Annotated in this window: 26 protein-coding genes and 2 pseudogenes; 8 read left to right on the forward strand and 20 right to left on the reverse strand. The window is 65.4% G+C overall.

Going from position 1 to position 23,765, the window contains the following annotated elements; genetic code table 11:
* Window positions 1–15: 15 nt before the first annotated feature.
* Together ACW5IY_RS11500 and ACW5IY_RS11505 are read right to left on the reverse strand one after the other, a co-directional pair.
* A complete protein-coding gene (locus tag ACW5IY_RS11500) occupies window positions 16–315 on the reverse strand; it encodes a hypothetical protein (protein WP_019336576.1) in 300 nt (99 codons plus the stop codon).
* 589 nt (window positions 316–904) lie between these two features.
* Entirely contained in the window at window positions 905–1,120 is a 216-nt protein-coding gene (locus tag ACW5IY_RS11505) for a hypothetical protein (protein WP_019336575.1), read from the reverse strand.
* Between the two features lie 96 nt (window positions 1,121–1,216).
* Between ACW5IY_RS11505 and ACW5IY_RS11510 the strand changes: the two genes are divergently transcribed.
* Window positions 1,217–1,555, forward strand: coding sequence for a hypothetical protein (locus ACW5IY_RS11510; RefSeq protein WP_230080572.1), 339 nt, complete (start codon window positions 1,217–1,219; stop codon window positions 1,553–1,555).
* Here the strand turns inward: ACW5IY_RS11510 and ACW5IY_RS11515 are convergent.
* Together ACW5IY_RS11515 and ACW5IY_RS11520 are read right to left on the reverse strand one after the other, a co-directional pair.
* The gene (locus ACW5IY_RS11515; protein ID WP_019336574.1) at window positions 1,552–1,872 is read right to left on the reverse strand and encodes a hypothetical protein; all 321 of its coding nucleotides are present in this window, start codon (window positions 1,870–1,872) and stop codon (window positions 1,552–1,554) included. The two genes, ACW5IY_RS11510 and ACW5IY_RS11515, sit on opposite strands and share 4 nt — an antisense overlap.
* Before the next feature lie 79 nt (window positions 1,873–1,951).
* Window positions 1,952–4,603: an excinuclease ABC subunit UvrA gene (locus ACW5IY_RS11520; RefSeq protein ID WP_049433735.1), complete on the reverse strand. Its 2,652-nt coding sequence runs from the start codon at window positions 4,601–4,603 to the stop codon at window positions 1,952–1,954.
* A gap of 167 nt (window positions 4,604–4,770) precedes the next feature.
* Between ACW5IY_RS11520 and ACW5IY_RS11525 the strand changes: the two are divergent.
* Window positions 4,771–4,943, forward strand: a pseudogene (locus ACW5IY_RS11525) (DUF892 family protein); the annotation flags it as partial.
* A gap of 20 nt (window positions 4,944–4,963) precedes the next feature.
* Here ACW5IY_RS11525 and ACW5IY_RS11530 read toward each other — a convergent pair.
* Window positions 4,964–5,188, reverse strand: a complete 225-nt coding sequence (locus ACW5IY_RS11530) for a hypothetical protein (protein ID WP_049433793.1) — start codon at window positions 5,186–5,188, stop codon at window positions 4,964–4,966.
* 330 nt (window positions 5,189–5,518) lie between these two features.
* On the opposite strand from ACW5IY_RS11530, the gene ACW5IY_RS11535 reads away from it, so the two are divergent.
* On the forward strand, window positions 5,519–5,911 hold the full coding sequence (locus ACW5IY_RS11535; RefSeq protein WP_049433736.1) for a response regulator: 393 nt from the start codon (window positions 5,519–5,521) through the stop codon (window positions 5,909–5,911).
* A 124-nt stretch (window positions 5,912–6,035) separates the two neighbouring features.
* Here ACW5IY_RS11535 and ACW5IY_RS11540 read toward each other — a convergent pair whose 3' ends face one another.
* The 3 genes and pseudogenes from ACW5IY_RS11540 to ACW5IY_RS11550 all read right to left on the reverse strand — a co-directional run.
* Window positions 6,036–6,482, reverse strand: coding sequence for a Rap1a/Tai family immunity protein (locus ACW5IY_RS11540; protein ID WP_239682878.1), 447 nt, complete (start codon window positions 6,480–6,482; stop codon window positions 6,036–6,038).
* Window positions 6,483–6,528: 46 nt separating this feature from the next.
* A complete protein-coding gene (locus tag ACW5IY_RS11545) occupies window positions 6,529–7,158 on the reverse strand; it encodes a hypothetical protein (protein ID WP_049433738.1) in 630 nt (209 codons plus the stop codon).
* A 97-nt stretch (window positions 7,159–7,255) separates the two neighbouring features.
* Window positions 7,256–7,468: pseudogene (locus ACW5IY_RS11550) on the reverse strand (substrate-binding domain-containing protein); the annotation flags it as partial.
* Between the two features lie 266 nt (window positions 7,469–7,734).
* Between ACW5IY_RS11550 and ACW5IY_RS11555 the strand changes: the two are divergent.
* Complete coding sequence (locus ACW5IY_RS11555; protein WP_049433740.1) at window positions 7,735–8,982, forward strand: arsenic transporter; 1,248 nt, start codon at window positions 7,735–7,737, stop codon at window positions 8,980–8,982.
* A gap of 25 nt (window positions 8,983–9,007) precedes the next feature.
* Here the strand turns inward: ACW5IY_RS11555 and ACW5IY_RS11560 are convergent, their stop codons facing one another.
* The 5 genes from ACW5IY_RS11560 to ACW5IY_RS11580 all read right to left on the reverse strand — a co-directional run bounded on the left by ACW5IY_RS11560 (window position 9,008) and on the right by ACW5IY_RS11580 (window position 14,440).
* Window positions 9,008–10,441 (reverse strand): OprO/OprP family phosphate-selective porin, encoded by a 1,434-nt coding sequence (locus ACW5IY_RS11560; protein ID WP_049433741.1) that lies wholly within the window; start codon window positions 10,439–10,441, stop codon window positions 9,008–9,010.
* A 134-nt stretch (window positions 10,442–10,575) separates the two neighbouring features.
* Window positions 10,576–11,352: an ABC transporter permease gene (locus tag ACW5IY_RS11565; RefSeq protein WP_005409726.1), complete on the reverse strand. Its 777-nt coding sequence runs from the start codon at window positions 11,350–11,352 to the stop codon at window positions 10,576–10,578.
* The gene (locus tag ACW5IY_RS11570; RefSeq protein ID WP_049433742.1) at window positions 11,336–12,169 is read right to left on the reverse strand and encodes an ABC transporter ATP-binding protein; all 834 of its coding nucleotides are present in this window, start codon (window positions 12,167–12,169) and stop codon (window positions 11,336–11,338) included. The genes ACW5IY_RS11565 and ACW5IY_RS11570 overlap by 17 nt, the downstream gene beginning before the upstream one ends.
* Window positions 12,170–12,183: 14 nt before the next feature.
* Window positions 12,184–13,242, reverse strand: a complete 1,059-nt coding sequence (locus tag ACW5IY_RS11575) for an ABC transporter substrate-binding protein (RefSeq protein WP_049433743.1) — start codon at window positions 13,240–13,242, stop codon at window positions 12,184–12,186.
* Window positions 13,243–13,318: 76 nt separating this feature from the next.
* Window positions 13,319–14,440, reverse strand: a complete 1,122-nt coding sequence (locus tag ACW5IY_RS11580) for a 4-oxalomesaconate tautomerase (protein WP_049433744.1) — start codon at window positions 14,438–14,440, stop codon at window positions 13,319–13,321.
* Between the two features lie 109 nt (window positions 14,441–14,549).
* Here ACW5IY_RS11580 and ACW5IY_RS11585 point away from each other — a divergent pair, with 109 nt between their 5' ends.
* Window positions 14,550–15,452, forward strand: a complete 903-nt coding sequence (locus ACW5IY_RS11585; RefSeq protein WP_010485668.1) for a LysR family transcriptional regulator — start codon at window positions 14,550–14,552, stop codon at window positions 15,450–15,452.
* Window positions 15,453–15,513: 61 nt separating this feature from the next.
* Here ACW5IY_RS11585 and ACW5IY_RS11590 read toward each other — a convergent pair whose 3' ends face one another.
* The 3 genes from ACW5IY_RS11590 to ACW5IY_RS11600 all read right to left on the reverse strand — a co-directional run bounded on the left by ACW5IY_RS11590 (window position 15,514) and on the right by ACW5IY_RS11600 (window position 17,967).
* Complete coding sequence (locus tag ACW5IY_RS11590) at window positions 15,514–15,894, reverse strand: hypothetical protein (protein WP_049433745.1); 381 nt, start codon at window positions 15,892–15,894, stop codon at window positions 15,514–15,516.
* A 274-nt stretch (window positions 15,895–16,168) separates the two neighbouring features.
* Window positions 16,169–17,053, reverse strand: coding sequence for a methylenetetrahydrofolate reductase (locus tag ACW5IY_RS11595; protein WP_049433746.1), 885 nt, complete (start codon window positions 17,051–17,053; stop codon window positions 16,169–16,171).
* A complete protein-coding gene (locus ACW5IY_RS11600; protein ID WP_010485658.1) occupies window positions 17,053–17,967 on the reverse strand; it encodes a LysR family transcriptional regulator in 915 nt (304 codons plus the stop codon). The genes ACW5IY_RS11595 and ACW5IY_RS11600 overlap by 1 nt, the downstream gene beginning before the upstream one ends.
* A gap of 75 nt (window positions 17,968–18,042) precedes the next feature.
* Between ACW5IY_RS11600 and msuE the strand changes: the two genes are divergently transcribed.
* Genes msuE through ACW5IY_RS11615 form a run of 3 tightly spaced genes read left to right on the forward strand, consistent with a single transcriptional unit; the run spans window position 18,043 to window position 20,738 of the window.
* Complete coding sequence (gene msuE, locus ACW5IY_RS11605) at window positions 18,043–18,630, forward strand: FMN reductase (RefSeq protein WP_019337727.1); 588 nt, start codon at window positions 18,043–18,045, stop codon at window positions 18,628–18,630.
* 56 nt (window positions 18,631–18,686) lie between these two features.
* Window positions 18,687–19,664 (forward strand): DUF1852 domain-containing protein, encoded by a 978-nt coding sequence (locus ACW5IY_RS11610; RefSeq protein ID WP_049433747.1) that lies wholly within the window; start codon window positions 18,687–18,689, stop codon window positions 19,662–19,664.
* A 39-nt stretch (window positions 19,665–19,703) separates the two neighbouring features.
* Window positions 19,704–20,738, forward strand: coding sequence for a methionine synthase (locus ACW5IY_RS11615; RefSeq protein ID WP_049433748.1), 1,035 nt, complete (start codon window positions 19,704–19,706; stop codon window positions 20,736–20,738).
* On the opposite strand, the gene ACW5IY_RS11620 is transcribed toward ACW5IY_RS11615, so the two are convergent.
* The 4 genes from ACW5IY_RS11620 to ACW5IY_RS11635 form a co-directional block, all read right to left on the reverse strand.
* Entirely contained in the window at window positions 20,695–21,264 is a 570-nt protein-coding gene (locus ACW5IY_RS11620; RefSeq protein WP_100049918.1) for a hypothetical protein, read from the reverse strand. The two genes, ACW5IY_RS11615 and ACW5IY_RS11620, sit on opposite strands and share 44 nt — an antisense overlap.
* A gap of 78 nt (window positions 21,265–21,342) precedes the next feature.
* Window positions 21,343–22,158, reverse strand: coding sequence for a S1 family peptidase (locus ACW5IY_RS11625; RefSeq protein WP_049433794.1), 816 nt, complete (start codon window positions 22,156–22,158; stop codon window positions 21,343–21,345).
* Window positions 22,159–22,292: 134 nt separating this feature from the next.
* The gene (locus ACW5IY_RS11630) at window positions 22,293–22,604 is read right to left on the reverse strand and encodes an excalibur calcium-binding domain-containing protein (RefSeq protein WP_100049917.1); all 312 of its coding nucleotides are present in this window, start codon (window positions 22,602–22,604) and stop codon (window positions 22,293–22,295) included.
* 136 nt (window positions 22,605–22,740) lie between these two features.
* Window positions 22,741–23,745, reverse strand: coding sequence for an extracellular catalytic domain type 1 short-chain-length polyhydroxyalkanoate depolymerase (locus tag ACW5IY_RS11635; RefSeq protein ID WP_049433749.1), 1,005 nt, complete (start codon window positions 23,743–23,745; stop codon window positions 22,741–22,743).
* Window positions 23,746–23,765 lie beyond the last annotated feature (20 nt).

The following is a 23,765-nucleotide window of genomic DNA, read 5'->3' on the forward strand; positions in this document are numbered from 1 at the left end:
CGCCAGCTACGCGCCTCAACCGTCGCCCGGGTGCCGGCCCGCCAGGCTGCCCATCGTGAAGGCGTAGCCGGCTTCCTCCAGCAGCGTTCTCATGCGTAGCTCCACGCGCCTGGGTGAAAGCAGGCTGTTGGGCGCGTACAGGGCATAGACATAGCCGGCGCCGTCGATGATTTCGCGGCGCACGGCGCAGTCGCTGGATTCAGCTGCCTCGGACCACACAGACATCAACCGGGCAGGACTGATGGACTGCCCGTTGCGAAGACGAAAGAACAGCCAGCGGACTCCCAGGGACGGGGCTGGATTCAACTTAGCCACTGCGAGCCTCCAATGCGCCGGAAAAGATCCCTGAGAACCTCAGGATCCAATCGTGGATGCTCGTCTTTCGAAGATCGCGGAAGGTCGATGCGCGCAGCACCCTTCACCAGTGCAGGCAGATCGGACTGAAGGTCGATCCACCATCCCGCGGGCAGACGGAGGCCCGTGCCCGTTCTATCGTAGATGCAGATCGTAAAATTCATCGCGTTGCTCCTGAATGACCCGAGCATACGCTTGCGCAATGTCAGGTCCGGATGCGACGCCTAGGGAGATGTCGCGTCGACGCGCTTTGCGCATTCGAATACGTGTGCTTCGTCCTGCTGGACCCTGCGGAATGATTCAAGCCAGCTGAATGCTGCGCCGCGATTGTGAATCATGTCGCCGAGCCTTCCGGTCAGGCATCGTGCGCATTCCATCCCGCCAGGGCTGGGTGCGTGGCAGCAACGGCATTGCGCCATCGTCGTGGTTCTCTCCGGACGACATTGGTACATGATCTTGGTCATCAGGCTGATCGCCTGGCTTTGCGAGGACATGCCCGCTCCCTGTCTACCGCGGAAGCAGCCGCGCGGCGCGCGGCTCCTCCTGTTCCTCAGCGGCGCGTATCGCCGCCGAGACCGCCCTTCTTTTCGTCCGCTGGCTTCGGGCTCTCGCGATCCTTGTTGTCCTGCTGCTGTTGCTGCCCTTGCTTGCCGGGCTCCTTCCCGCCAGGCTCGCTCCCCTCGACCTGCCCCTGCTGCGCGGGCTGTTCTGTTTCAGCGGAAGCGCTGGAGCGGTCGTTCCTGTTCTGTTCGGGGACGCTGTTCATTTCGATTCTCCGTCGCAGCAAGTCTGCTGCCAATTGACAGTGGGCCTGGCGCCGTTACGGGAGCGTACCGGGAAGCGCGCTGGATGAACGACTGTCATGAACAGGCTCCCGGCAACAAGCGTGTACAGTGAGGCTCCGAACGTGGGGAACACCATGATCCATGGAAGAAGCAAGCACATTGTGGACGTAGAGCGTGAACTGGCCCACTGGAAGGCCGCGTTCAACCTGGGCACCCTGCCCGCGATGAGCTTCCGATATGAAGTAGCGCCGGTTGTCCGGCTTGCCTGCGATATCTATGTGAGAGATCCGCACGGCACCCGGTCGGCATGGATCGACGATCTGCAGGACAGGCTTGCGAAGCGATCGAGCCTGCGCGGCCATCCTGGCGCAGCGGAGATTGCCGATCGGTGCTGGTCCCTGCTTGGCTGCGCTTAGGCGCGGCTGGCTGCGTGATTCCGCTCGCGCATCAACTCATCATTCAGTACGTGGACAATGGACATCACCGCGTCGGCAAGTCCACGAGAATCGCTGATGGATCCGTAGAAGTAGATCCTGGCGCCTTCAATGCGAACATCCGCCAGCTGGAGCTGGGACGCCAGGGCCCTGCACTTGATGAGGAACATCTCTGTCCAGCGAGCGCCGGGCGCCAGATCCAGCAGCGCGGTGATGGCTTCGTCGGTGGATGCGTCTACACGCTCATGCAACAACGGGACATCGAAGCCGACGATTCTTGGGAGCATGGAAGCGTTCACCTGACCATCCTCTCGCTGATGGGCGCTGCGAGTACTCCCACAGTACAACAGAATGCGTCCAGCCCCAGATGAGATGGCGTCAGCTGGCCTGTCCCAGCTCGCGCGCAAGAAACGGCGCCGTCCTGCTGCCCTTGGCGCGGGCCACCTGTTGCGGCGTGCCCTTCGCCACGATGGTGCCGCCCGCACCGCCTGCACCTGGCCCGACATCAATCACCCAATCTGCCTGTGCGACCGAACGCATGTCGTGTTCGATCATCACCACGGTGTTGCCTGCCTCCACCAGTCGTTGCAGCTGCGCCAGCAACCTGTCCGCGTCAGATGCATGCAGGCCGGTGGTGGGCTCATCCAGCACATACAGCGTGCGCCCGCGCTGGCTGCGCTGCAGCTCGGTCGCCAGCTTGATGCGCTGTGCTTCACCGCCTGAAAGCTCCGTGGCCGGCTGCCCCAGCCGCAGGTAGCCCAGACCTATTTCCTGCAGCAACTGCAGCGGGCGGGCAATGGCGTCTTCTTCGGCGAAGAACGCGTGCGCCTGGTCGACCGTCATCTGCAGGACCTCGGCGATGTTGCGGTCGTTCCACAACACCTTCAGCGTGGCCTCGTTGTAGCGGGCGCCATGGCACGTCGGGCACGGCGCATAGACGCTTGGCATGAACAGCAGTTCGACACTGACGAAGCCCTCGCCTTCGCAGGTCTCGCACCGGCCCTTGGCCACGTTGAACGAGAAGCGTCCCGCATCGAAGCGACGGCGGCGCGCGTCTGGCGTTGCGGCGAACAGCTTGCGCACGTGGTCGAACAGGCCGGTGTAGGTGGCCAGATTGGATCGTGGCGTGCGGCCGATGGGCTTCTGGTCGACCTGCACCACGCGTTGAATGGCGTCCACATCGCCGGCCAGCTGGCCCCGCGTCGCTTCCATCACGGTCGGCCCATCCGGGGGCGTGCTGTCGGCGCTGTCGTCCACGGGCTCGTGCCCCAGGTGCAGCAGCATCAGCTCGGGCAGCGCTTGTGCCATCAGGCTGGACTTGCCCGATCCGGAAATGCCGGTCACTGCTGTCAGCAGCCCCAGCGGCACCTGCGCGTCCACGCCCTGCAGGTTGTGGCGATGGATGCCCTTCAGTTCGAGCCAGCTGTTGGCACTGCGCTGCCGGCTGGCAGGCGCAGGCACCTGGTCGAACAGATACCGGGCCGTGCGCGAATCCTTTACCTGGCGCAGGCCATCGGGTTCGCCGCTGTAAAGCACGCGCCCTCCCCGCTCGCCGGCCTCCGGTCCCACGTCCACCAGCCACTGCGCGCGGCGCATCAGTTCCAGATCGTGCTCGACAACGAACACCGAGTTGCCGCCGTCGCGCAGCCGGTCCAGCGCGTCGTACAGCGCCTGGCTGTCAGCCGGATGCAGGCCGGCCGAGGGCTCGTCGAGCACGTACAGCACGCCAAACAGCAACGAGCTGAGCTGGGTGGCCAGCCGCAGGCGCTGCAGTTCGCCGGCGGACAGCGTGGGCGTGGCGCGATCCAGCGAAAGATAGCCCAGGCCAAGCTCGCGCAGTTGCCGTACACGCGCCATGACCCCGCCCGCCAGCCGCTGGGCTGCCAGGCGTTTTTCCTCCGACAGGGCAGAGGTCAGCCGCACGTCAGGGGCGCCCTCGTGCGTCGCGCGGCCACTTGCCGCCCGTCGGGCACGATCGCGGGTTGTTGCACTCCTGCTGGCGCGTGCGCCCTTGTTGTGTGCGCCGAAATCACCCTGCGCGATGGGCTCCAGCAGGTCCGCCAGTTGATCCAGCGGCAGCCGCATGAACTCGCCGATATCCACGCCGGCAAAGGTGACCGAAAGCGCCTCCGGTTTCAGGCGCTTTCCGTGGCAGGCCGGGCACAGCTTGCCTTCCATGTAGCGCGAAACACGCTTGCGCATCAAGGCGCTCTGGGTGTTGGCAAAGGTGTGCAGCACGTAACGGCGCGCGCCGGTATAGGTGCCCATGTAGCTGGGCTCCTGCTTGCGCTTGAGTGCGCTACGGGTCTCGGCCGGCGTGAAGCCGGCATAGACCGGCACGGTTGGCGTTTCCTCGGTGAACAGGATCCAGTCGCGATCCTTCTTCGGCAGCTTCTTCCACGGCACATCGATGTCGTAGCCCAGCGTGACCAGGATGTCGCGCAGGTTCTGCCCGTGCCATGCCGGTGGCCAGGACGCAATGGCGCGCTCGCGGATGCTCAGCGACGGGTCCGGCACCATCAGCGCTTCGGTCACCTCGTAGACGTGGCCCAGGCCGTGGCAGGTACTGCAGGCGCCCTGCGGGGTGTTGGGCGAAAAGTCCTCGGCGTACAGCATGGGCTGGTGGGCCGGGTAGGCGCCTGCGCGCGAGTACATCATGCGCACCAGGCTGGACAGCGTGGTCACGCTGCCCACCGATGAGCGCGCGTTGCTGGCACCGCGCTGCTGCTGCAGTGCGACCGCCGGCGGCAGTCCGTCGATCGCATCCACGTCGGGCACGCCGACCTGGTCGATCAGGCGCCGCGCGTAGGGCGCAACGGATTCAAAGTAGCGCCGCTGCGCCTCGGCGAAGACCGTACCGAACGCCAGCGATGACTTGCCGGAACCGGATACCCCGGAGAACACCACCAGTGCATTTCGCGGTATGGAGACGTCGACATCCTTGAGGTTGTGCTCGCGTGCGCCGCGGACCTCGATGCAGCCGCTGGCTGCGGCAGCACATGACGACTCGCCAAAGGGGGTGTTGGACATCTCGGTGTTCCTGAAGGCAGTGGGCCGGACGCGCATGGCTGCGTCCAGTGGGACATTCTCGCCGCTGGGGGGTGAAGGGTGTGAACTGAAGGCGTGCTCGGAATGCGCACCAGGCGTGTACTCGCGCCTTTCGTAAGGAGTGTGCGCAGCGTTTCTTCAGCAGCACGAAGGCCGGGCATTGCGGGATTGCGTCCTACGGCACCATTGCTGCGATGGCCAAGCAGCCGGGCTACAGGACGCCCTGCCGCTGCTGCTGGAGACGCTGGAAGAAGAAAAGGCGGCCGACGAGAACATGCATCGCAGCAGGACGATGGGCGGACCGCCATCCACCAGCAACGCTGGGCCGGGCCCGGTCTGCAGTCAGGTCGTCATCGTGCCGGACAGTGCCGTGCCGGCGCTCGGGCGCTGGAGGCCGGCACCCGAGGCGAATGCACCTTCCGTCGCCATCAGTGCCTGGGCTACCCGATGTTGCGCGCGATGACCGCCTCCCTCAACCCCCACGACATACACGAAACGCCCATCGAACTTGGCCTTCGCGCCCTCCAGGGCGTCGTCAGCCTGCAGGACTCGCCTCAGCGACTTCATCCACGTCCGTTCAGGCGTGCGATCCAGCTCCACTACGATTGCAGCGCCGCCGCAGTCCAGTAGCATGCATTCGACACGCAGCACACGCGGAGAGCGAGAGGCAGCGTCGGTTCCGGATAGCGGCATGACAGGAGCTCCAGTGTGGGGACGGCGGCAGTATCCATGGCACGTGCCAAGACGCTGTCAACGCACTCCAGCCGGTCCTACACGCCGCCTCCACGGTGCTGCCAGCGCGCTTCAAGGGCTTCGCATCGGGCTGACAACCCGCACGCATCACGTTGATGCAGCACAGCACAGACTGGGGTTCCCGTCGCGGCACAGGCTACACACATGCAATCCGGATTGAACCAGCGCAGATGCAACCTGCTGCTGGTGGAAGACCAGCTCGACCTGGCAGCACTGATGGAACACGCATTTGAAGACGCAGGCGACCAGGTGACACACGCGTACAGCGTGTTCGACGCGCTGGGACTGTTGGACACCCAGCGATTCGACGGCGCCGTGCTGGATGTCGAACTCCGTGACGGCGTGGTGTTTCCCGTGGCTGATCGCCTGGCGGAGCTCGGCATCCCCTATCTGTTCGTCTCTGCCGTCTACAACCAGCTGGTGCCGCAGCGCCACCGCCGCGCAGCTTTCGTGGCCAAACCCTTCCACATCGATCAGTTGCGGGAGACGGTTCGACGCGTGGTGGGGGACGCGCGTACCGAGCCGCCCGCGCACTGATTGCACCGCTCCGGCTACAGACGGAACATGCAGTGTGGCCCGCGGGGATGCCGGCTGCCATGAGCGCATCATGCCGCGCGCGTGTAGAGCACTCGTACAGCCGCCAAGCGGGTGGCGGCCTGTGTCATCCTTCTTTGCCGGGCTCGGCACTGCTATGCGGTGTCGTGCCGCGACCACAAGGAAACGCCGCCCGCAGCCCTTCGACAACCAGAGGAGACGCATCCTGCTGCAATCGCTCGCGGGGCAGTTGCCGGAGATGGGAAGAAACACGATCCACCAGCTCATGTGGAAGGATCTGGCCCTGCCCACACCACTGGCCGCGGCTGGCATCGGCAACGCCCTGGATATAGGCGCTGGCGCGAGCGCTGGACAGGTTCCGGCACTGCTCGCCGTCGCAGAACCCATCAGCGCCTTTGCCCTGCAGCAGGGTGATGAGTTCGACTCCACTGACAAGCCAGGTGCGTGCCGGTTGCGTTGTTCCGGCGAAGGCGTGTCCAGCCAGGGCGCAGAGGCCAAATGCGAAGAGCCGACGCATGCGGCGGCGCACGTGGGGGGCGTGATGTCCTTTCATGTCGGGGCCCTTGGCGGTCGTCTCTGTGGGTTCCACGCGGCGTTGGTCAAAGCCGATCGAGCTGGTTGCGCGGATGAAACTCCGGGTCTTCCTGGGCTTCCAGCATGGCCTCCACCAATGTCTCGAAGGGCGCGGTCGCGGTATCCAGGTCCGTGGAAGGCAGGAAGCTGGAGTCCCCCTGGCCGACCAGCGCAATCGCGGCAACGGTCTCCCGCTCACCTTCCTCGGCCCATAGGTAGTCGTGGATCAGTGCCACGCCCGGGTCGCCCGCCTTCAGGAAGTCGGCGGCGCCTCGTGCCACAGCGAGAAACGCGATGAGATCGTAGAGGCTTTCCGAATAGGTCAGCGATCCTGCAACAAAATGCGTGCTGTTGCGGTCATAGGCGGCAACCCGGATATTTTCAGCCTGTGCAGATGCCAGGAAGGCGTTCAATGCGGCGCGATTGTCGGGGTAGCGAGCCAGCAGCGCCTGGCAGTCCGCGAGCAGGTGATCCAACGCCTCGTCGCTTGAAGAGGCCAGGTATTCGCCGTTGCCCAGGTGCCACTGCCCGGCGATGCATCGCCAGTCGGACCATCGGGATGCTGCGGGCACGGGCGCCGCCAGCCATCTGGAGAGATCTTCGTGGCACAACTGCAGGCGGAGCAGCGCTGAATAAGGCTCTGACAAGGCGATCATCCATCGTGTCTGCGTGTACAGATGGCTTGTAACAGACAACGGCTGGCCCGCCAACACCCGGACGGCGCTCTCAGGGTCGCCGCAATCGGGCGTCGAGCTATCGCGCAGCCGTCGACCTTCTGGCCACGCACCGGCCCGTCATCACAAGTCGGCGCACCGGCAGCTCCGGCGTGCGCAGGCGTTCAAGCAGCATCGACATCGCGGCCCGCCCCATCTCCTCAACCGGTTGCTCAAGCACGGTGATGCCCGGCTCGACCAGCTCGGTCCAGCGTTCGTTGTCGAAGCCGGCCAGTGCCAACGCGTCTGGAAGGGCACAACGCTTGCGATCACCTCTCTCGTACTGGGCACCGAGTTCGATCGCAAGGTGGAGTGCGCGACGCAGTAGGCGCCGTGTTGAATGCCTTGGCGCGGCCGTCACGGACCGCGCCGCGCCAGGGCATTCGCTGGGCAGTCGGCACGGTATGATGCCGCAACCCCGGCACTTGCACTGATCGCAGCGGGCGCCTGCACGCCGATCACATACGCCGGAGAATTGGCGGCGGGGTCGATGGATGGCACCGCGCACGCCCCTACTCCATGCTCGCTTCCCATTCTTCGCTCATCATCTGGATTGCGGTGGCCGTTGCCACTGTCGGCCTGCTGTTCCGCCCGTTCCGCATCCCGGAGTACGTGTGGGCGCTCGGCGCGGCCGCGTTGCTTCCGCTCAGCGGCACCGTGTCGTTCGGCACTACCTGGCACGCAGTCGCCGAAGGCCGCGACGTCTACCTTTTCCTGGTCGGCATGATGGTGCTGGCCGAGCTCGCCCGCCGCGAAGGGCTGTTCGACTGGCTGGCGATGTATGCGGTGCGGCATGCAGGCGGCTCGGGGCGGCGCCTGTTCGACCTGGTGTTCCTGGTCGGCACGCTGGTAACGGTGTTTCTTTCCAATGATGCGACCGCCGTGGTGTTGACCCCGGCGGTCTACGCGGCCTGCAAGGCGGCCCGCGCCAATCCCCTGCCCTACCTGTTCGTCTGTGCCTTCATCGCCAATGCGGCCAGCTTCGTGCTGCCCATCTCCAACCCCGCCAACCTGGTGGTGTACGGGCAGCACATGCCGCCGCTGCTGCAATGGCTGGCGCAGTTCGCACTGCCCTCGCTGGCGGCGATCGGTGCCACCTATCTTGTGCTGCGCTGGGTGCACCGGCGCGAGATCGCACAGCCGCTGGTGGCCGCGCCGCAGCATCGCCCGCTGACCGAGGGCGGGCGCCTGAGTGCGCTGGGTGTGCTGTTCACCGGCAGCGTTCTGCTGGTGACCTCTGCACTTAGCGGACCGCTGGGCCTGGCCACGTTCTGCGCCGGTGCACTGAGCGTGGCGGCGGTGGTGGTTCGTCAGCGCCGCAGCCCGCTGCCGCTGCTGCGCCACGTATCCTGGGGCGTGCTGCCGCTGGTGGCCGGGCTGTTCGTGCTGGTGGAAGCGGTAGCGCAGACCGGCGTGATCCAGAGTGCAGCCGGCGCCCTGCAGGCGCTGGCGAAGGCGTCGCCGCAGCAGGCCAGCTGGCTGGCGGGTGGTGCGGCCGCATTTCTCAGCAACCTGGCCAACAATCTGCCGGTCGGCCTGGCGGCCGGTTCGCTGGGCCAGATGGCAGAGCTGCCGGCACATACCCGTGCCGCATTGCTGGTTGGCGTGGACCTGGGCCCGAACCTGTCGGTGACCGGCTCGTTGGCCACGATGCTGTGGCTGGTGGCGCTGCGTCGCGAGGGCGAGCATGTCAGCGCGCTCGACTTCCTGCGCGTCGGCGCGCTGGTGATGCCGCCCGCGCTGATCGGAGCGCTGCTGCTGCTCTGATCGGCGCGCGGGCGGCGTATCGATGTCAGAATGCCAGCTGCAGGCGGGTATTGAAGGTAGTGCCTTCATCCCTGCCAGCTGCACTGCCACTGCGGTGGCGGGTCTGCCAACGGACGGCTTCGAACATCACGCGGCTGAAATCGTTGAGGTACCAGTTCGCGCCCAGCGTCCATGCGTGGCCGGTGCCGCCACTGGGCAACTCGGCATAGTCCACGTCTTCATAGCGGCCCTTCAGCTCCCATGCACCGCGACCGCCACGTGTCACCGGGTCGGCCACCTTCACGCGCCCCCAGGTACCGGTCTTTCCCGTGTAGGACGGGCGTGCGCCAGCCAGGAACCAGCCGGCCGAGATCGCCCAGGCCTCGTGGTCACGATCGTAACGGCCGCTGGCGTCGCTCCCCCGCAGGCTGCGGGTGCCCCATTCGCCGGTCGCCCACGCCTGCCCGAAGAAGCCGGCCAGTTCGGCACCGTAAGCCGTGCTGCGCTCGGCGCCCAGCAGTGTGCCCGGCGCGATCTTGACCAGATCGTTGAAATGCCCCGCGATGGCCGAACTGCGAACAACGCCGCTGGCGCCTGCGGCGATCTCCTCGTGGAACGCCCAGGCCCCCAGGTGCACCGTGACCGCGTCGCTGGCCACGGGGTTCCAGTGCACGCGCGTGGCCCAGGTCTGGCTGTCGTTGTCGGTGCCGGCGTTGTTGAGATCGTTGCCGGCCACCGACACGCTGGCATGCCACCCCTTTCCATACACGCGCTCGGTCAGCCCGACACCAAACAGGCCGCGCTGCGGCAGCATCAGCGTGCCGACCACGTTGCGCTCCTGGAATGGCGTGTTGGAGGTGCTGCTGGAGCCATCGATACCGCGATCATTCAAGCGATTGCCAACCGTGAGATCGGCCGGCAGGCCGAACAGGGTGTGGTCCAGCGTGACATAGACCGACTTCCAGGCCACCGCGTTGTCGGCGAAGTCGCCCTCCACCACCCAGCCCAGGGTGCCGTAGCGTCCCTCTGCGCCCAAGCGCACCGAACGGATCTCCGTTCCCGAAACGTTGCGGTCGGCGACCGCGGAACCGTCAGTACTGGAGGCATCGACGAACAGGCGTCCGCGGGGACGGAACACCGTATTGCCGTCGGCACTGCTGAGCTCCGGTGCGCCCTTGGCCCAGGAAACCTTCGGCAGCTTGGGCTGCCCCGATTCCAGTGCGGCCAACCGAGTCTCCAGCGCAGGTGCGGGTTGCGCGGGCGGTGCGGCCGCAGTGCCCTGCCCGCCCTCCACAGCGCGGAGGCGCGCTTCCAATTGCTGGATCTGCAGCGCCTGCTGCTGCACCAGGCGTGACAGTTCGGCCTGGCTCAGTGGTGCGGGCGGGGGCGAAGTGGACTGGGCGCCTGCGTGACCGCTGGCCAACAGCAGGCCGAGCGCGACCGACAGCGCTGCCAGCGGCAGCACGGTGGAATGATTCATGGGCTCTCTCTCCGGCCAGCCGGCCCCCTGGCCCGGCGCTGGCCTGTTGCGGTGGTGCGGGGGAAGATCGGGGGAAGAAGTGCGCGCCGCCGGATCGGTCCGGCGGCGCGGCAGGCCGGCTCAGCGCGGCCGGTTCAGCTGGTGGCCTGTGCCTGGGCGTTGGGACGCCAGGTGATCAGCTTGTTCTCGACCACGTCCAGCAGGGCGTCGATGACCAGCACAAAGGCGGCCAGGATGATGATGCCGGCGAACACGCCCACGGCATTGAAGTTGCCCTCGGCCTGCGCGATCAGGTAACCCAGGCCCGCCGAGGCCCCGAGGTACTCACCGATGATCGCGCCGACCACCGCGAAGCCCACCGAGGTGCGCAGCGAGGACAGGATCCAGCTGGCTGCTGCCGGGAAGTAGACATGGCGCAGCAGGTCGCTGCGGCTTGCGCCCAGGATGCGGGCATTGGCCAGCACCACCGGATTCACCTCGCGCACGCCCTGCATGGCATTGAAGAACGTGGTGAAGAACACCAGGGTGACCGCCAGCGCCACCTTCGACCACAGGCCCAGCCCCAGCCACAACACGAAAATCGGCGCCAGCACCACGCGCGGAATTGCGTTGAAGCCTTTGATGAAGGGATCGAGGATGCGCGCCGAGCGGCGGCTCAGGCCCAGCCAGACACCGCCGGCGACACCCAGACCGGTGCCGATGATGTAGCCCAGCGCGGTTTCGGTCAGGGTGATGTAGACGTGCTGGTAGAACGAGGTATCGGACAACCAGGTCCAGGCCTGCTGCACGATCGCCGTCGGCGAAGGGAAGAAGAACGGATCGATCACGCCCAGCGCGATCCCGCCTTCCCAGCCGCCGAAAACGGCGACTACCAGGGCCAGCTGGATGAATTTGTCAGTCTTGGCGTGCATAGCTCTTCTCCACTTCGCCGCGCAGGCAGGCCCAGATGTCGCGGTACAGGTCGGTGAAACGGTCATCCAGCTTGATCTCGGCCACGTTGCGCGGACGTTCCAGATCCACGTCGAAGCTGCGCACCACGCGGCTGGCTGGGCCGGAGGACAGCACCACCACGCGATCCCCCAGGGCGATCGCTTCTTCCAGATCGTGGGTGATCAGGATCACCGAGCGCCGGTCCTCCTGCCAAAGACGCAGCAGCTCGTTCTGCATCAGGTGCCGGGTATGGATGTCCAGCGCCGAGAACGGTTCATCCATCAGGATCACCTTCGGCTCGACGATCAGCGCCTGCGCCATCTGCACACGCTTGCGCTGCCCACCGGACAGCTGGTGAGGGTAGCGATGCTCGAAACCCGCCAGGCCGACCTTGGCCAGCCACGCGTTGGCCTTGGCCTTGCGTTCGGCTTCGGGCACGCCGCGGAAGCGCAGGCCGAGTTCAACATTCTGGTAAGCCGTCTTCCACGGCAGCAGCGCATCCTGCTGGAACAGGTAGCCGACCGACTCCTGCACACCGCTGACGGCGCGGCCGTCGATGCTGACCTGCCCGGAAGACGGCTTCAGCAGCCCCGCCACGGAATTGAGGATGGTGCTCTTGCCGCAGCCGGTCGGGCCGACGATGGCAAGGAACTCGCCGTCACCCACCTGGATGTCGACATCACGAACGGCGGTGAATTCACCGAAGGACATGGTCACCTTGTTGAGGGCGACCATGGTCTGTGCAGGCTCCAGCTGCGGTGCGCCATTGAACTGGCGCACGGTGGCATTGAGGGCCATGGGGTTACCTCCGCTTACGGTTGGGCAGCCGGCGCCGCAGCGTTGGCACGCTCGACGAAGGCATTGGTGTAGGTCCTGGACAGATCGATGTTGGCCTTGGCCACATCCGTGTTGAACTCGCGCAGCACCTTCAGTGGGGTTTCCAGGTCGGCCGGCGTGAAGTGACCGTCCCGGGTAAAGATCGCGCGGGCGTTCTCCACCGCGCGGGCATAGGTGGCGCGGTCGCCGGAGACGTAGCTGTCCGGCAGCGCGGCAACGATCTCTTCGGCACTGTTGTCGGCGATGAACTTCAATGCCATCTGCTCGGCACGGGCGATCTTCTCGGCCGCTTCGGGGCGCTTGTCCAGGAAGCTCTGGTTGGCATACATCACCGAGGTCGGGTACAAGCCGCCATAGACCTGGCGGGCGCCGTCGTCGCTGCGCGCGTCGAGGAGGATCTTGCCGACCTTGCGCTCGGTGATCAGGGTGGCAGCCGGGTCGTAGTTGACCAGCAGGTCGATCTTGCCCTGCTCCAGGGCAGCAACCGCTGCGGCGCCGGAGCCGACGCCGATCAGCGAGATGCTGTCGGCCGGAATATCATGCTGGGCGAGAAAGTGACGGACGAAGAAGTCTGACGAGGAGCCCGGCGCGGTGATCCCGACCTTCTGGCCCTTGATGGTTTCCGGCCGGGCCGGATCGAAGGTGGCATCTTCGCGGCCGGCCATCACCAGCCCGGAATTGCGCGAAAGCAGCACAAAGGCAACCACGTCCTTGCCCTTGGCCTGCATCTGGATGGTGTGGTCGTAGAAGCCGACGGCCACATCGGTGGAATTGGCCACCAGCGCCTGCAGTACCTTGGAGCCGCCCTGGGCGAAGTTCTCGGTCTTCACCTGCAGGCCGACGTCCTTGAAGTACCCCTTGGCGTCGGCGATGAAGAACGGCAGGTTGTTGAGGTTGTAAGAACCGACGCTGATGCGCACCGGTGCGTTGTCAGCGCTGCCTGTGGTCTCACCTTCGGCGCGGCCGCTGTTGCTGCACCCGGCCGCGGCCAGGCCGGCCGCGCACAGCGCGACCATCAGGAACTGCTTGTACATCATCCCTCCCAGGAGTGAAGCATCTACGTTGTGGTGGCGGGGCAGGCACGCCTGTGCCGACCCAGCCGGTTTCAGATCATGCCGCTGACGTCCATTGGCGGTCGTGGGTGGTACTGGCCGTGGCATGCGCGGGCGACGTTGCATATACCCGACCGTCGAACAGTCGGCGTGCGGTGCGGACCACGCTGGCAATCACCGGCGTATCGTCCGAACTGCGACTGAGACCCACCTCCAGGGCCCCGCTCGGATGTTCGAGGGTAATGCTGCCGGGAACGGACAGGCATCCGACCAAAGTGTGGGCCAGCGTGCCCGGCGTGACGGCGGCGGTGGCCAGGCCGACCGCTCCGGTAATGGCCAGTGCGGTGTGGCATTGGTGCGGCATGAAATAGCGCACCTGCAGATCGCCCGCCTGTTGCGGCGCCGACAGCAGCACTGGCTTGGGAATGACGGTGTTGCCGGCGTCGGCGATGCCCATGCGGGCACCTGCCTCGATGCGCAGCGCTTCCAGCCGGCGCATGAACGCCGCGTCCGCGTTCAGTTCGGCGGGCGAAGCATCACCACGTACGCCCAGGTCTTCGGCACGCACCAGCATCATCGGCATGGCGCAGTCCACCAGGCTGACCGGGACGCCATCGATGGATTCCTGCGCGTGCCCGCTGGGCAGCAGCTTGCCAGTGCGGGCGCCCGCCGCATCAAGGAAAGAAAGCCTGACCGGCGCGGCCGAGCCCGGCGCGCCGGCAATGCGCGTATCACCGCGATAGACCACATTGCCGCCGGGCGTTTCCACCGTCGCGATGATCAGCTTGCCGGTGTTGACGTTGTGGATGCGCACCTCGGTCTGCGGATCCTGAGCCTGCACCAGCCCCCGCTCGATGGCATACGGGCCCACCGCCGCCAGCATGTTGCCGCAGTTGGGGGACGTGTCCACCACCTGCTGCTCCACCCTTACCTGGGCGAACAGATAGTCCACGTCGGCATCTGCCCGGCTGGATCTGTCGATGATGGCCACCTTGCTGGTCAGCGCGTTGCCACCACCGATGCCGTCGATCTGCAGCGGATGACCCGACCCCATCACTTCCAACAGCAGGCGATCGCGTTCGGCGGTGTTCGCCGGAAGGTCGCTGGCCAGGAAGAATGGGCCCTTGGAGGTGCCGCCGCGCATGAGCACGCAGGGAATGCTGAGCAGATCGTTGGACATACGTGTGCTAGATTGATGCGTATAGGGGATGAATGACCCCTCTGTGATTCGATACTGGCATGACCCGAATTAATCTGTGAATTGCTGATTTTTAGATGATTGATACCTAATGAGCATCAATTGCGAAATTCTCGATCTACGCGCGTTCCTGCTGGTATCGGAGACGCGCAGCTTCCATCGGGCGGCGGAGATCCTGCATGTCTCCCAGCCGGCACTCAGCCGCCGGATCCAGAAGCTGGAGCAGGCCGTGGGTTCGCCGCTGCTGGAGCGCACCACGCGCAGCGTCAGCACCACTGCCGTCGGTGAGAACCTGCTGCCGCTGGTGCGTCGCATGCTGGAGGAATTCGATGGATCACTGTTCTCACTGCGCGGCCGCGAAGACACCCGCGGCGCTACCGTCACCATCGCCTGCCTGCCTACGGCCGCGTTCTATTTCCTGCCCAGCGTGATGGCGCGTTTCCACGAAGCGCACCCGAACGTGCGCTTCCGCATTCTGGATATCCCGGCCACGGAGGGCCTGCAGGCAGTGGAACGTGGCGAAGTCGAGTTCGGCATAAACTTCATGGGCGCCAACGATCCGAATCTCGACTTCGACGTACTGGCTGAGGACCCCTTCGTCCTCGCCTGCCGGCGCGATCATCCGCTGGCCCGCAAGCGCAAGGTGGAATGGGCTGACCTGGCCGAGCACCAGTTGATCACCGTGCATCGCACCAGCGGTAACCGCACGCTGCTGGACGGAGCGCTCGCGCGCGAGAACCTCAAGCTGAGCTGGCACTATGAAGTGACGCACCTGTCGACGTCACTGGGCATGGTCGAGGCCGGCATCGGCGTGTCAGTGCTGCCGAAGATGGCCACGCCAGATGGGGATCACCCCACCCTGGTGACGCGCGCGATCGGCAACCCGGTGGTGTCACGCACGATCGGCATCGTCCGCCGCCGCGGCGCCCTGCTCTCGCCCACGGCGGAGCGATTCCTGCAGATGCTGATGAGCCAGTGGCGTGGGGAGGCGTGAGCAGCCCCCCAGTTCACGCACCCATCCGTTCCGGCACGCTGGGCGCTGACAGGGTCGCCCTTCATGACGAGGCCGCGAAGATCGACGCAATACCGGCAAGCGATCCCACGGCCACCCAAGAGAGCGTGGCGAATGCAGTCAGCAGTACCTTCCGGTGGACGGCCTGCGCTTCGTTCTGGGCCTCCGACCGTCGCGCATAGGGCCTGGAGAAACCCAGCAGTTCGCCGGTGACTGTCAGTGCCCCCATCAGGATCAGTGCGGTCACGCAAAAGCCGAACATGGAGCCTATGAAGGCCAAATGGCGGATGTCGCCGATAGCCGGCTGAGTTCCGGCCAGGGCTTCCACAAGTTGCCCCGTCCACCGTGCGGGCAGCCAGGCCAGGGCTGCGACAATGCCGAAGTGACTGGCCACGTTGATCCAGAACCAGGATGTGGTCTTCATGACGTCAGCGTTTCCGGTGTTGGCCAGTGGCGGGCATCGTGACGCCTGCGCCAGCCCCGCGCAACGCTGCATGGGGAAGCCGGCCAGCGGCCGGCACTACCAGGTCAGTGAGCCTGCGGTTTCAGCCCCTTGCCTGCCGCATCCATCCGCAACGAGGCCAGGTACCGGCAGTACTTGCCGACGAACATGAGCGGTCCCTTGGTGAAGGTGGCGAGGGGCCCTCGCCTTGGCGCTCACTATTCGCTTCCGCCCCAATGGCGACCAGTGACAGCTGTCAGTCTTCGTGGATTACGCCGCGCGCACCGCGAACACGCTGCCGGTACCGCTCGATCCACTCCAGCGAGGGCGCAACACCGCCGAACGGGAACAGGTGCGGACTGACCTGGCCATGCGCGCTGGTCAACCCCTTCACCAGGCGATCGACGAAAACCTCCGGCCCCGCCGTTCCGAGCAGGCGGCCGATCGAGATGCCATACCGGGCGAGCATCGATGCACTGGCGCCTACGCCGCACATCGCCGCATAACGCAGCAAGCGGGTGATGCTGGCCGGACCCGGCACACCGACCAGCACCGGAACGGTGATGCCACGCGTGCGCAGTGCATCCAGCCAGGTCAGCACGGTATCGGCATCGAACGCGAACTGGGTGACGATCAAGGGGGCCATGCCGCGTGCTTCGATGCGCTGGCATTTGTGTTGAAGCGCCTGCCAGCGTTCGTCACTGCTCATTACCGGGTGGCCTTCCGGATGCCCGCCGATGGCGGCGACCTTGATACCGTGTCGCTCCAGAAGACCGGTCTCGATGATCGACGCGCTGTCTGCAAATGGTCCGATGGGCGTGGCCAGGTCACCCGCGATCAGCAGGCAACGCGCGACCCCGGCTTCGCCGGCGGTACGTTCCAGGAAGCGCTCAAGCGCTGCGTGTGACCCGATACGCCGCGCGGAGAGATGCGGCATCGGCTCGAAGCCGAGCTCGCGCACCGCGCATGCGGCGGCCAGGCGTGCATCGTCGTCCTCGCTGGCCAGCCAGGGAATGGAGATGATTGTGCCGCGCGGTATGCGGGCCGCCTCGGCGCGCAGCGCAGGCATGGCTTTCGCGCTGACTTCCAGTGAAAAGGCGTTGAGGAAGGCGTCCGCCCGCAGTGACATGCCTGCCGACATCAACGCGCTCCGCCCACATTGCCGGCAAGCGGCGAGCTGTTACGGGCCAGCTCGATGAAGGCCTGGAGGTAGTCGATACCGGTATCGGCCTCGCGCGCGCCCAGGTAGATCTGCTTGGGGATGCCTTTGGCACCCAGGCGGACGGGCACGACGTCCATGCGCGCAGCGTACTCCTCCACCAGCCAGCGCGGCATGGCGGCCACGCCGCGGCCGCTGGCCACCATCTGCATCATGATGTCGGTGGTTTCAATGGCCTTGTGGCGCCGTGGCGTGATGCCGGCCGGCAGCAGGAACTGGTTGTAGATGTCCAGGCGCTCGAACGGCACCGGGTAGCTGATCAGCACTTCCTGGCCGAGCTGGCGCGGCTTTACGTAGTCCACCTTGGCCAGGGCGTGGTTGCTGGCCACCACCAGCACCTGCTCGTAGTCGAACACGGGAATGAACTTCAGGCCTGGCTTCAGCAATGGGTCGGGGGTGACCAGCAGGTCGATCTCATAGCCGAACAGCGCGCCGATGCCGCCGAACTGGAACTTCTGCTTGACGTCCACATCCACGTCCGGCCATGCCGCCAGGTACGGCGAGACGATCTTCAACAGCCACTGATAGCAGGGATGGCACTCCATGCCGATGCGCAGCGCGCCGCGCTCGCCCTGTGCGAACTGGCCCAGCCGCTCCTCGGCCAGGTCCAGCTGCGGCAGCACGCGGTTGGCGACTGCCAGCAGGTATTGCCCGGCCTGGGTCAGCCGCAGACTGCGGCCTTCGCGCAGCCACACATCGGTGCCGAGCTGCTGCTCCAGCTTTTTCATGCTGTGGCTCAGGGCTGACTGGGTCAGGTTGAGCACGCCGGCCGCGGCGGTGAGCGAGCCCTGCTGCTCAACCTGCTGCACGATGCTGAGGTGGATCCGTTCCAGCATGACGATGAATCTCGCTCATGGATTGGTGAAGTAATACCATTTTACGTCATGGAAGGCGCTGACTAGGATCGGGTCATGCTTTCACCTGCCCACCCCCTTCGAATCGTCGCCGTCTCCGGCGGATTGCAACGCCCTTCCAGGGCCGCCACGCTGGCCGAGCATCTGCTGGACCTGATCGGCGAGGACATCCATTGCGAGCAACACCTGATCGAACTGGGTGAGCTGGCGCCGCAGCTGGCCGGCGCACTGTGGCGCTCACAGTTGCCCGACGCTGTGGAGCGGCAGCTGGTTGCTGTTGAACAGGCCGACGTACTGGTGGTGGCAACGCCGGTCTACCGCGGTTCGTACACGGGGCTGTTCAAGCACTTCTTCGACTTCATCCACCAGGACGCACTGGTCGACACCCCCATCCTTCTGGCCGCCACCGGTGGCAGCGAGCGCCACTCGCTGGTGATCGACCATCAGCTGCGCCCGCTCTTCAGCTTCTTCCAGGCGCGCACCCTGCCATTGGGTGTCTACGCCACCGATCGCGATTTCGCCGACGGCCGCGTGCACAGCGACGCCCTGATCGAGCGGGCGCGACTGGCGGTACGGCGGGCCATGCCGCTGCTGGCGCTGCCCCGCCATCGTGCCACCGCCCTTGAGACCGCCGCAGCGCTTTGAATGCCGGATGCCCTCGCCCGCATCCGGATGCCACCCCGCAACACGGAACGCCGCCCATGACGACCGACACCTTCACCTTCAGCATCACGCGCATCCCCTTCAACGAGGACTACCAGCCCGCCGATGGCACGCGCATCACCACCAATTTCGCCAATCTGGCGCGCGGCGCATCCCGGCAGGAGAACCTGCGCAACACGATCAGCATGATCAACAACCGCTTCAACGATCTGGCGCACTGGGACAACCCGAGCGCGGATCGCTATGCGGTCGAGCTGGACATCATCTCGGTGGAGATGCACATCGACGGCAGCGATGGCCGTGATCCGTTCCCGTTGATCGAGGTCCTGCGCCCAACCATTGTCGACACGCAGACCGGTGCGCGTACCGAGGGTATCGTCGGCAACAACTTCTCGTCCTACGTGCGCGACTACGATTTCAGCGTGGTGCTGCCGGCCAGCAACGAGGGCAAGGCCACCTTCGGCATTCCGGAAGGCTTTGGCGACCTGCATGGCAAGCTGTTCAAGCACTTCCTGGAGTCTGACGCCTACAGTGCCAACTTCAGCAAGGGGCCGGTGATCTGCATCAGCGTATCCAGCAGCAAGACCTACCACCGCACCGAGAACCACCATCCGATCCTGGGCGTGGAATACCGCCAGGGCGAGTTCTCTCCCACTGACCAGTATTTCGACAAGATGGGCCTGCAGGTGCGCTACTTCATGCCACCGGGCAGCGTGGCGCCGCTTGCCTTCTACTTCCAGGGCGACCTGCTGGGGGATTACTCGAATCTGGAACTGATCGGCACCATCAGCACGATGGAAGCGTTCCAGAAGATCTACCGCCCGGAGATCTACAACGCCAACTCTGTGGCCGGCAAGGTCTACCAGCCCAGCCTGAAGCACCAGGACTATTCGTCCACCCGCATCGTCTACGACCGCGAAGAGCGCAGCCAGCTGGCGGTCAAGCAGGGCAAGTTCACCGAAGAACACTTCATCAAGCCGTATCGCGCCGTGCTTGAGCAGTGGGCTGCCCGCTGATCCATCGATTTTCCATTCGCCCCCAGGAAACAAGACGCAATGTCGACGAAGAAACTGCTCCCTACCTCCACCGCCGGCAGCCTGCCCAAGCCGTCCTGGCTGGCAGAACCCGAAAAGCTCTGGTCGCCCTGGAAGCTGCAGGACGAAGGCCTGACTGAAGGCAAGCAGGATGCCCTGCGCCTGTCCCTGCAGGAACAGCAGCATGCCGGCATCGATATCGTCAGCGACGGCGAGCAGACCCGGCAGCACTTCGTCACCACCTTCATCGAACACCTCAGCGGCGTTGATTTCGAGAAGCGCGAGACCGTGCGCATCCGCAACCGCTACGATGCCAGCGTGCCGACCGTGGTCGGCGCAGTGAGCCGTCCGAAACCGGTGTTCGTGGAGGATGCGAAGTTCCTGCGCCGGCAGACCACGCAGCCGATCAAGTGGGCGCTGCCTGGCCCGATGACGATGATCGACACCCTGTACGACGCGCACTACAAGAGCCGTGAGAAGCTGGCCTGGGAGTTCGCGAAGATCCTCAACGAGGAAGCGAAGGAGCTGGAAGCCGCTGGCGTCGACATCATCCAGTTCGATGAGCCGGCCTTCAACGTATTCTTCGACGAAGTGAACGACTGGGGCGTAGCCGCGCTGGAGCGTGCGATCGAAGGACTGAAGTGCGAGACCGCCGTGCACATCTGCTACGGCTACGGCATCAAGGCCAACACCGACTGGAAGCAGACGCTGGGATCGGAATGGCGCCAGTATGAAGAATCGTTCCCCAAGCTGCAGACCTCCAACCTCGACATCATCTCGCTGGAATGCCACAACTCGCACGTGCCGATCGACCTGATCGAACTGGTACGCGGAAAGAAAGTGATGGTGGGCGCCATCGACGTGGCGTCCAGCACGGTGGAGACCGCCGATGAAGTAGCCAACACCCTGCGCAAGGCTCTGCAGTTCGTGGATGCCGACAAGCTTTACCCGAGCACCAACTGCGGCATGGCGCCGCTGGCCCGTGAAGTGGCACGTGGCAAGCTGCGTGCGCTCAGCGAAGGGGCCCGGATCGTGCGTGAGGAGCTTTCGGCGTAGCTCTGGTTGGGGATGTATTCCCGTTTCGGTGCGGGGAGGATGGAATCTGGCCGGACACAGACCAGGCTCCACCTCGCCCCTGCACCTCGGGCCTGGCGGCCATCATGTGTGGCCGCGGCGCCAGCGCTTCCTTGATCCGCCCCATCTCCCCTGCCCCGGCTTCAGCCAGGCGCCGGGCCTGCTGCCGCTGCTCCCGCGTCAGTGCCTGCGAGGGCACGGCGCCCGCGCCGGGCGCAACAGCCACCAACCGCGCCACCGCATCGCGCAGAGGCAACTGCGGGCAGAGCCGTGCAGCACACCAGCGCTCGGCGTAGCGCTTGGCCTGACGGGCGCTGGCGGCGGACACGACCTTGGCCTGTGACATCTTGCGTGCGTCCAGATACAGGCGGAACCCGAGCACCGCATGCGGCACGATACTGGCCACCGAACGACCGTTCCACCACAGATCCCAGCGCTCGCCGCTCTGCACCCAGCCGGATGGCCGGGACGCGGTCACGCACGCAGGAAATTTGAACGAAGAAGCCATGGCGGGAAGGATACGAACACCCGTCGCATGACTTGAGACCGGGCGAACACCTGCGCGGAAGGCTGCCCGGATGCACGATTAACGTGACGCGTCACGCTCAATGATGGTTTCGATCCAGTTGAGGTAGCGGGACACGCGGACGTTGTAGACCACCTGGCCATAGAAGCCCGCCTCAAGCGCATGCTCGGGAACGGCGGTGATCCAGGAGCCGAGGCCCACCAGCTGCCAGGTGCCTTCCTTACTGATCAGCAGCGGGCCGCCGCTGTCGCCGTTGCCGAGCACGCCCTCAAGGGGCAGGCCCTGCGGAGGTGGATCGAACCGGTACCAGAGATAGCGCGTGTTGCCGCCGGTGATCGCGTTGCAGGCTCGCCGCAGCGCCGTACGATGCGGCCCGCCGGGCGCCAGGCCCACGGCACCGTTGCCGGTGGCGCCTTTCCCTATCAGGGTGGCGACCTGCGTGACCTCGTCGGCGCCACGGTAGAGTGCGACCGGCGGCACATCGCTCACCGGGGCGGCAAGTCTGATAAGTGCGATGTCATCCGACGCCGCCAGAAACGCGTGGATTTTCGACGCGCTCCCGGTTGCCATCGCTTCCTTGCCCAGTGCCTCGGGCATCCTCCGGTAGCCGGGGTGCAGGAAGACACGCTCGACGCCGTAGCCCTTCCCATCGATGGTGATGGTGGCGCCCATCCCCTCCATCGGCGCGGCATGCGCGGCGGTCAGCACCCACTGCGGTGCGATCAGGACGCCGTGCCCCTCGCCCGGCATGTCTGCCAGTGCCGGGAACACCGATGCGTCGATCCGGTACCTGGCATCGTCAACATCATCGCGGATGACCACGGCACCGGCGGCGAACGGGAGCGTGGCCAATGCCAGGAAAATCCAGCGCTTCATGATTGCTTTCATCCTTGCAGTTCAATCACAACAGCCTAGGGGATATCCCTGCAATACGGGGAGATCGTGCGACCACTCCCGGCGATGGCCGACGAACCCGGGGAAACGGGAGTTGAAGCCAGGCGGACCATGCCCTACCTGCGGCCCCGATAGGGTTCGCAGCCCACGCCGTCATTGTCACGATCGAGGTGCGGGCCATACCCCGGATCACCACGCCGTACCGGCGCAACCCCGGCGGCGCGGGCCTCCGCGCAGTTGGCAAATGCCCGGGAATCGCGCGCGGGGGCAGGGGCGAAACTGCTGCGCGGAGTGTCGACGTATCGAGGGGCGGCTGGAGCGGCTCGATGGCAGTGACACTCACCCGTTTTCCGGTTGGTGTGGCAACCCTGCTTGTCGAGCCCGCCCGGATGCGCGAGCGCATTTGCGGACAGTGCCAGTGCGAGCATGCCGGATGCAGCCAATACGATGGAATTTCGGTGTCGGGTTTCCAGGCCTTCCCCCTGTCAGGCAATCCTGCCAGGGGGAAGGCTAGCATGGGGCCTTTGACCGTCGATCAAGCTCGACGCTGCAACAGAAGCCCCTTCAGCGCTGGTGGTCCCTCAGGAACAACCAGGTGATCAGCGTGGCATCCGGCCCCTTCGGATCGGTGAATGGCAGGCCCGACTGGCTGCCGCTCCACGCATGCCCCATGCCCTGCACCACATAGTGCTGGACCAGCGTCCTGCCGCCGTAGGCATAGGTGTCGACGGTATACGCGCGGCCACCCGGCACCTGGCCGTGATAGGTGCTGGTCGGCACGTACTTCACCGAATCGTTGTCCATGCCGTCGTCGGCCAGGTCATTGGTCTGCAGGAACTGGCGCACGGCCTGCTGCCCGTTCACCGGGTTGACGGTCAGGTCGGCACTGCCATGGAACACCAGCACCGGCAGCGGTCGCGGCGTCGGTGAGCCCGAACACTGCCATGCCAGGCGACCGTTGCTGTCCGGCGAGTAGATGCTGCCGGCCAACAGTGCGTAGGCGCTACCGGAAATCGTGGTCGCGCCCTTGAACATGCCACCGGAATGGATGGCACCTGCGGCGAACACATCCGAATAGCAGGCCAGCATGATCGAGGTCATCGCGCCGCCCGCCGAAATGCCGGTGACGTACACGTGATGCGGATCAACGCTGTAAGCCGCCTTCACTTTCTCCACGATGCCGGCCAGGAGCGAGGGCTCGCCACTGTCGCGTGCCTGGTTGATCGGCAGCTGCCAATTCCAGCAGCGGGCCGGATTGGAGGTGACGTTCTGCCGGGGGTAGACCACGATGAAGCCTTCGGTGTCGGCCACATCGTTGAAGCCCGAGGCCTCGCCCATCAGGTTCGGTCCGGTCACGCAGCCGTGCAGCACCAGCAGCAAAGGCAGCGGTTGTGTGTCGTCGTAGCCGGCGGGCACCCACACCTGGTATTCGCGGGCGCCGAACAGATTGCCGTACAGGCCAATGTCCCAATGCCCGGCCGGGCCTGCAGCAAGGGCACTGCCCGCCATTGCCAGCCAACTGCACAGCACCAGCAGTACAACCTTGATCGAATCGATTCCGGATTTCATGGCCAGATCCTCATGGGTGA

The sequence above is a fragment of the Stenotrophomonas sp. C-A genome (assembly GCF_054030835.1).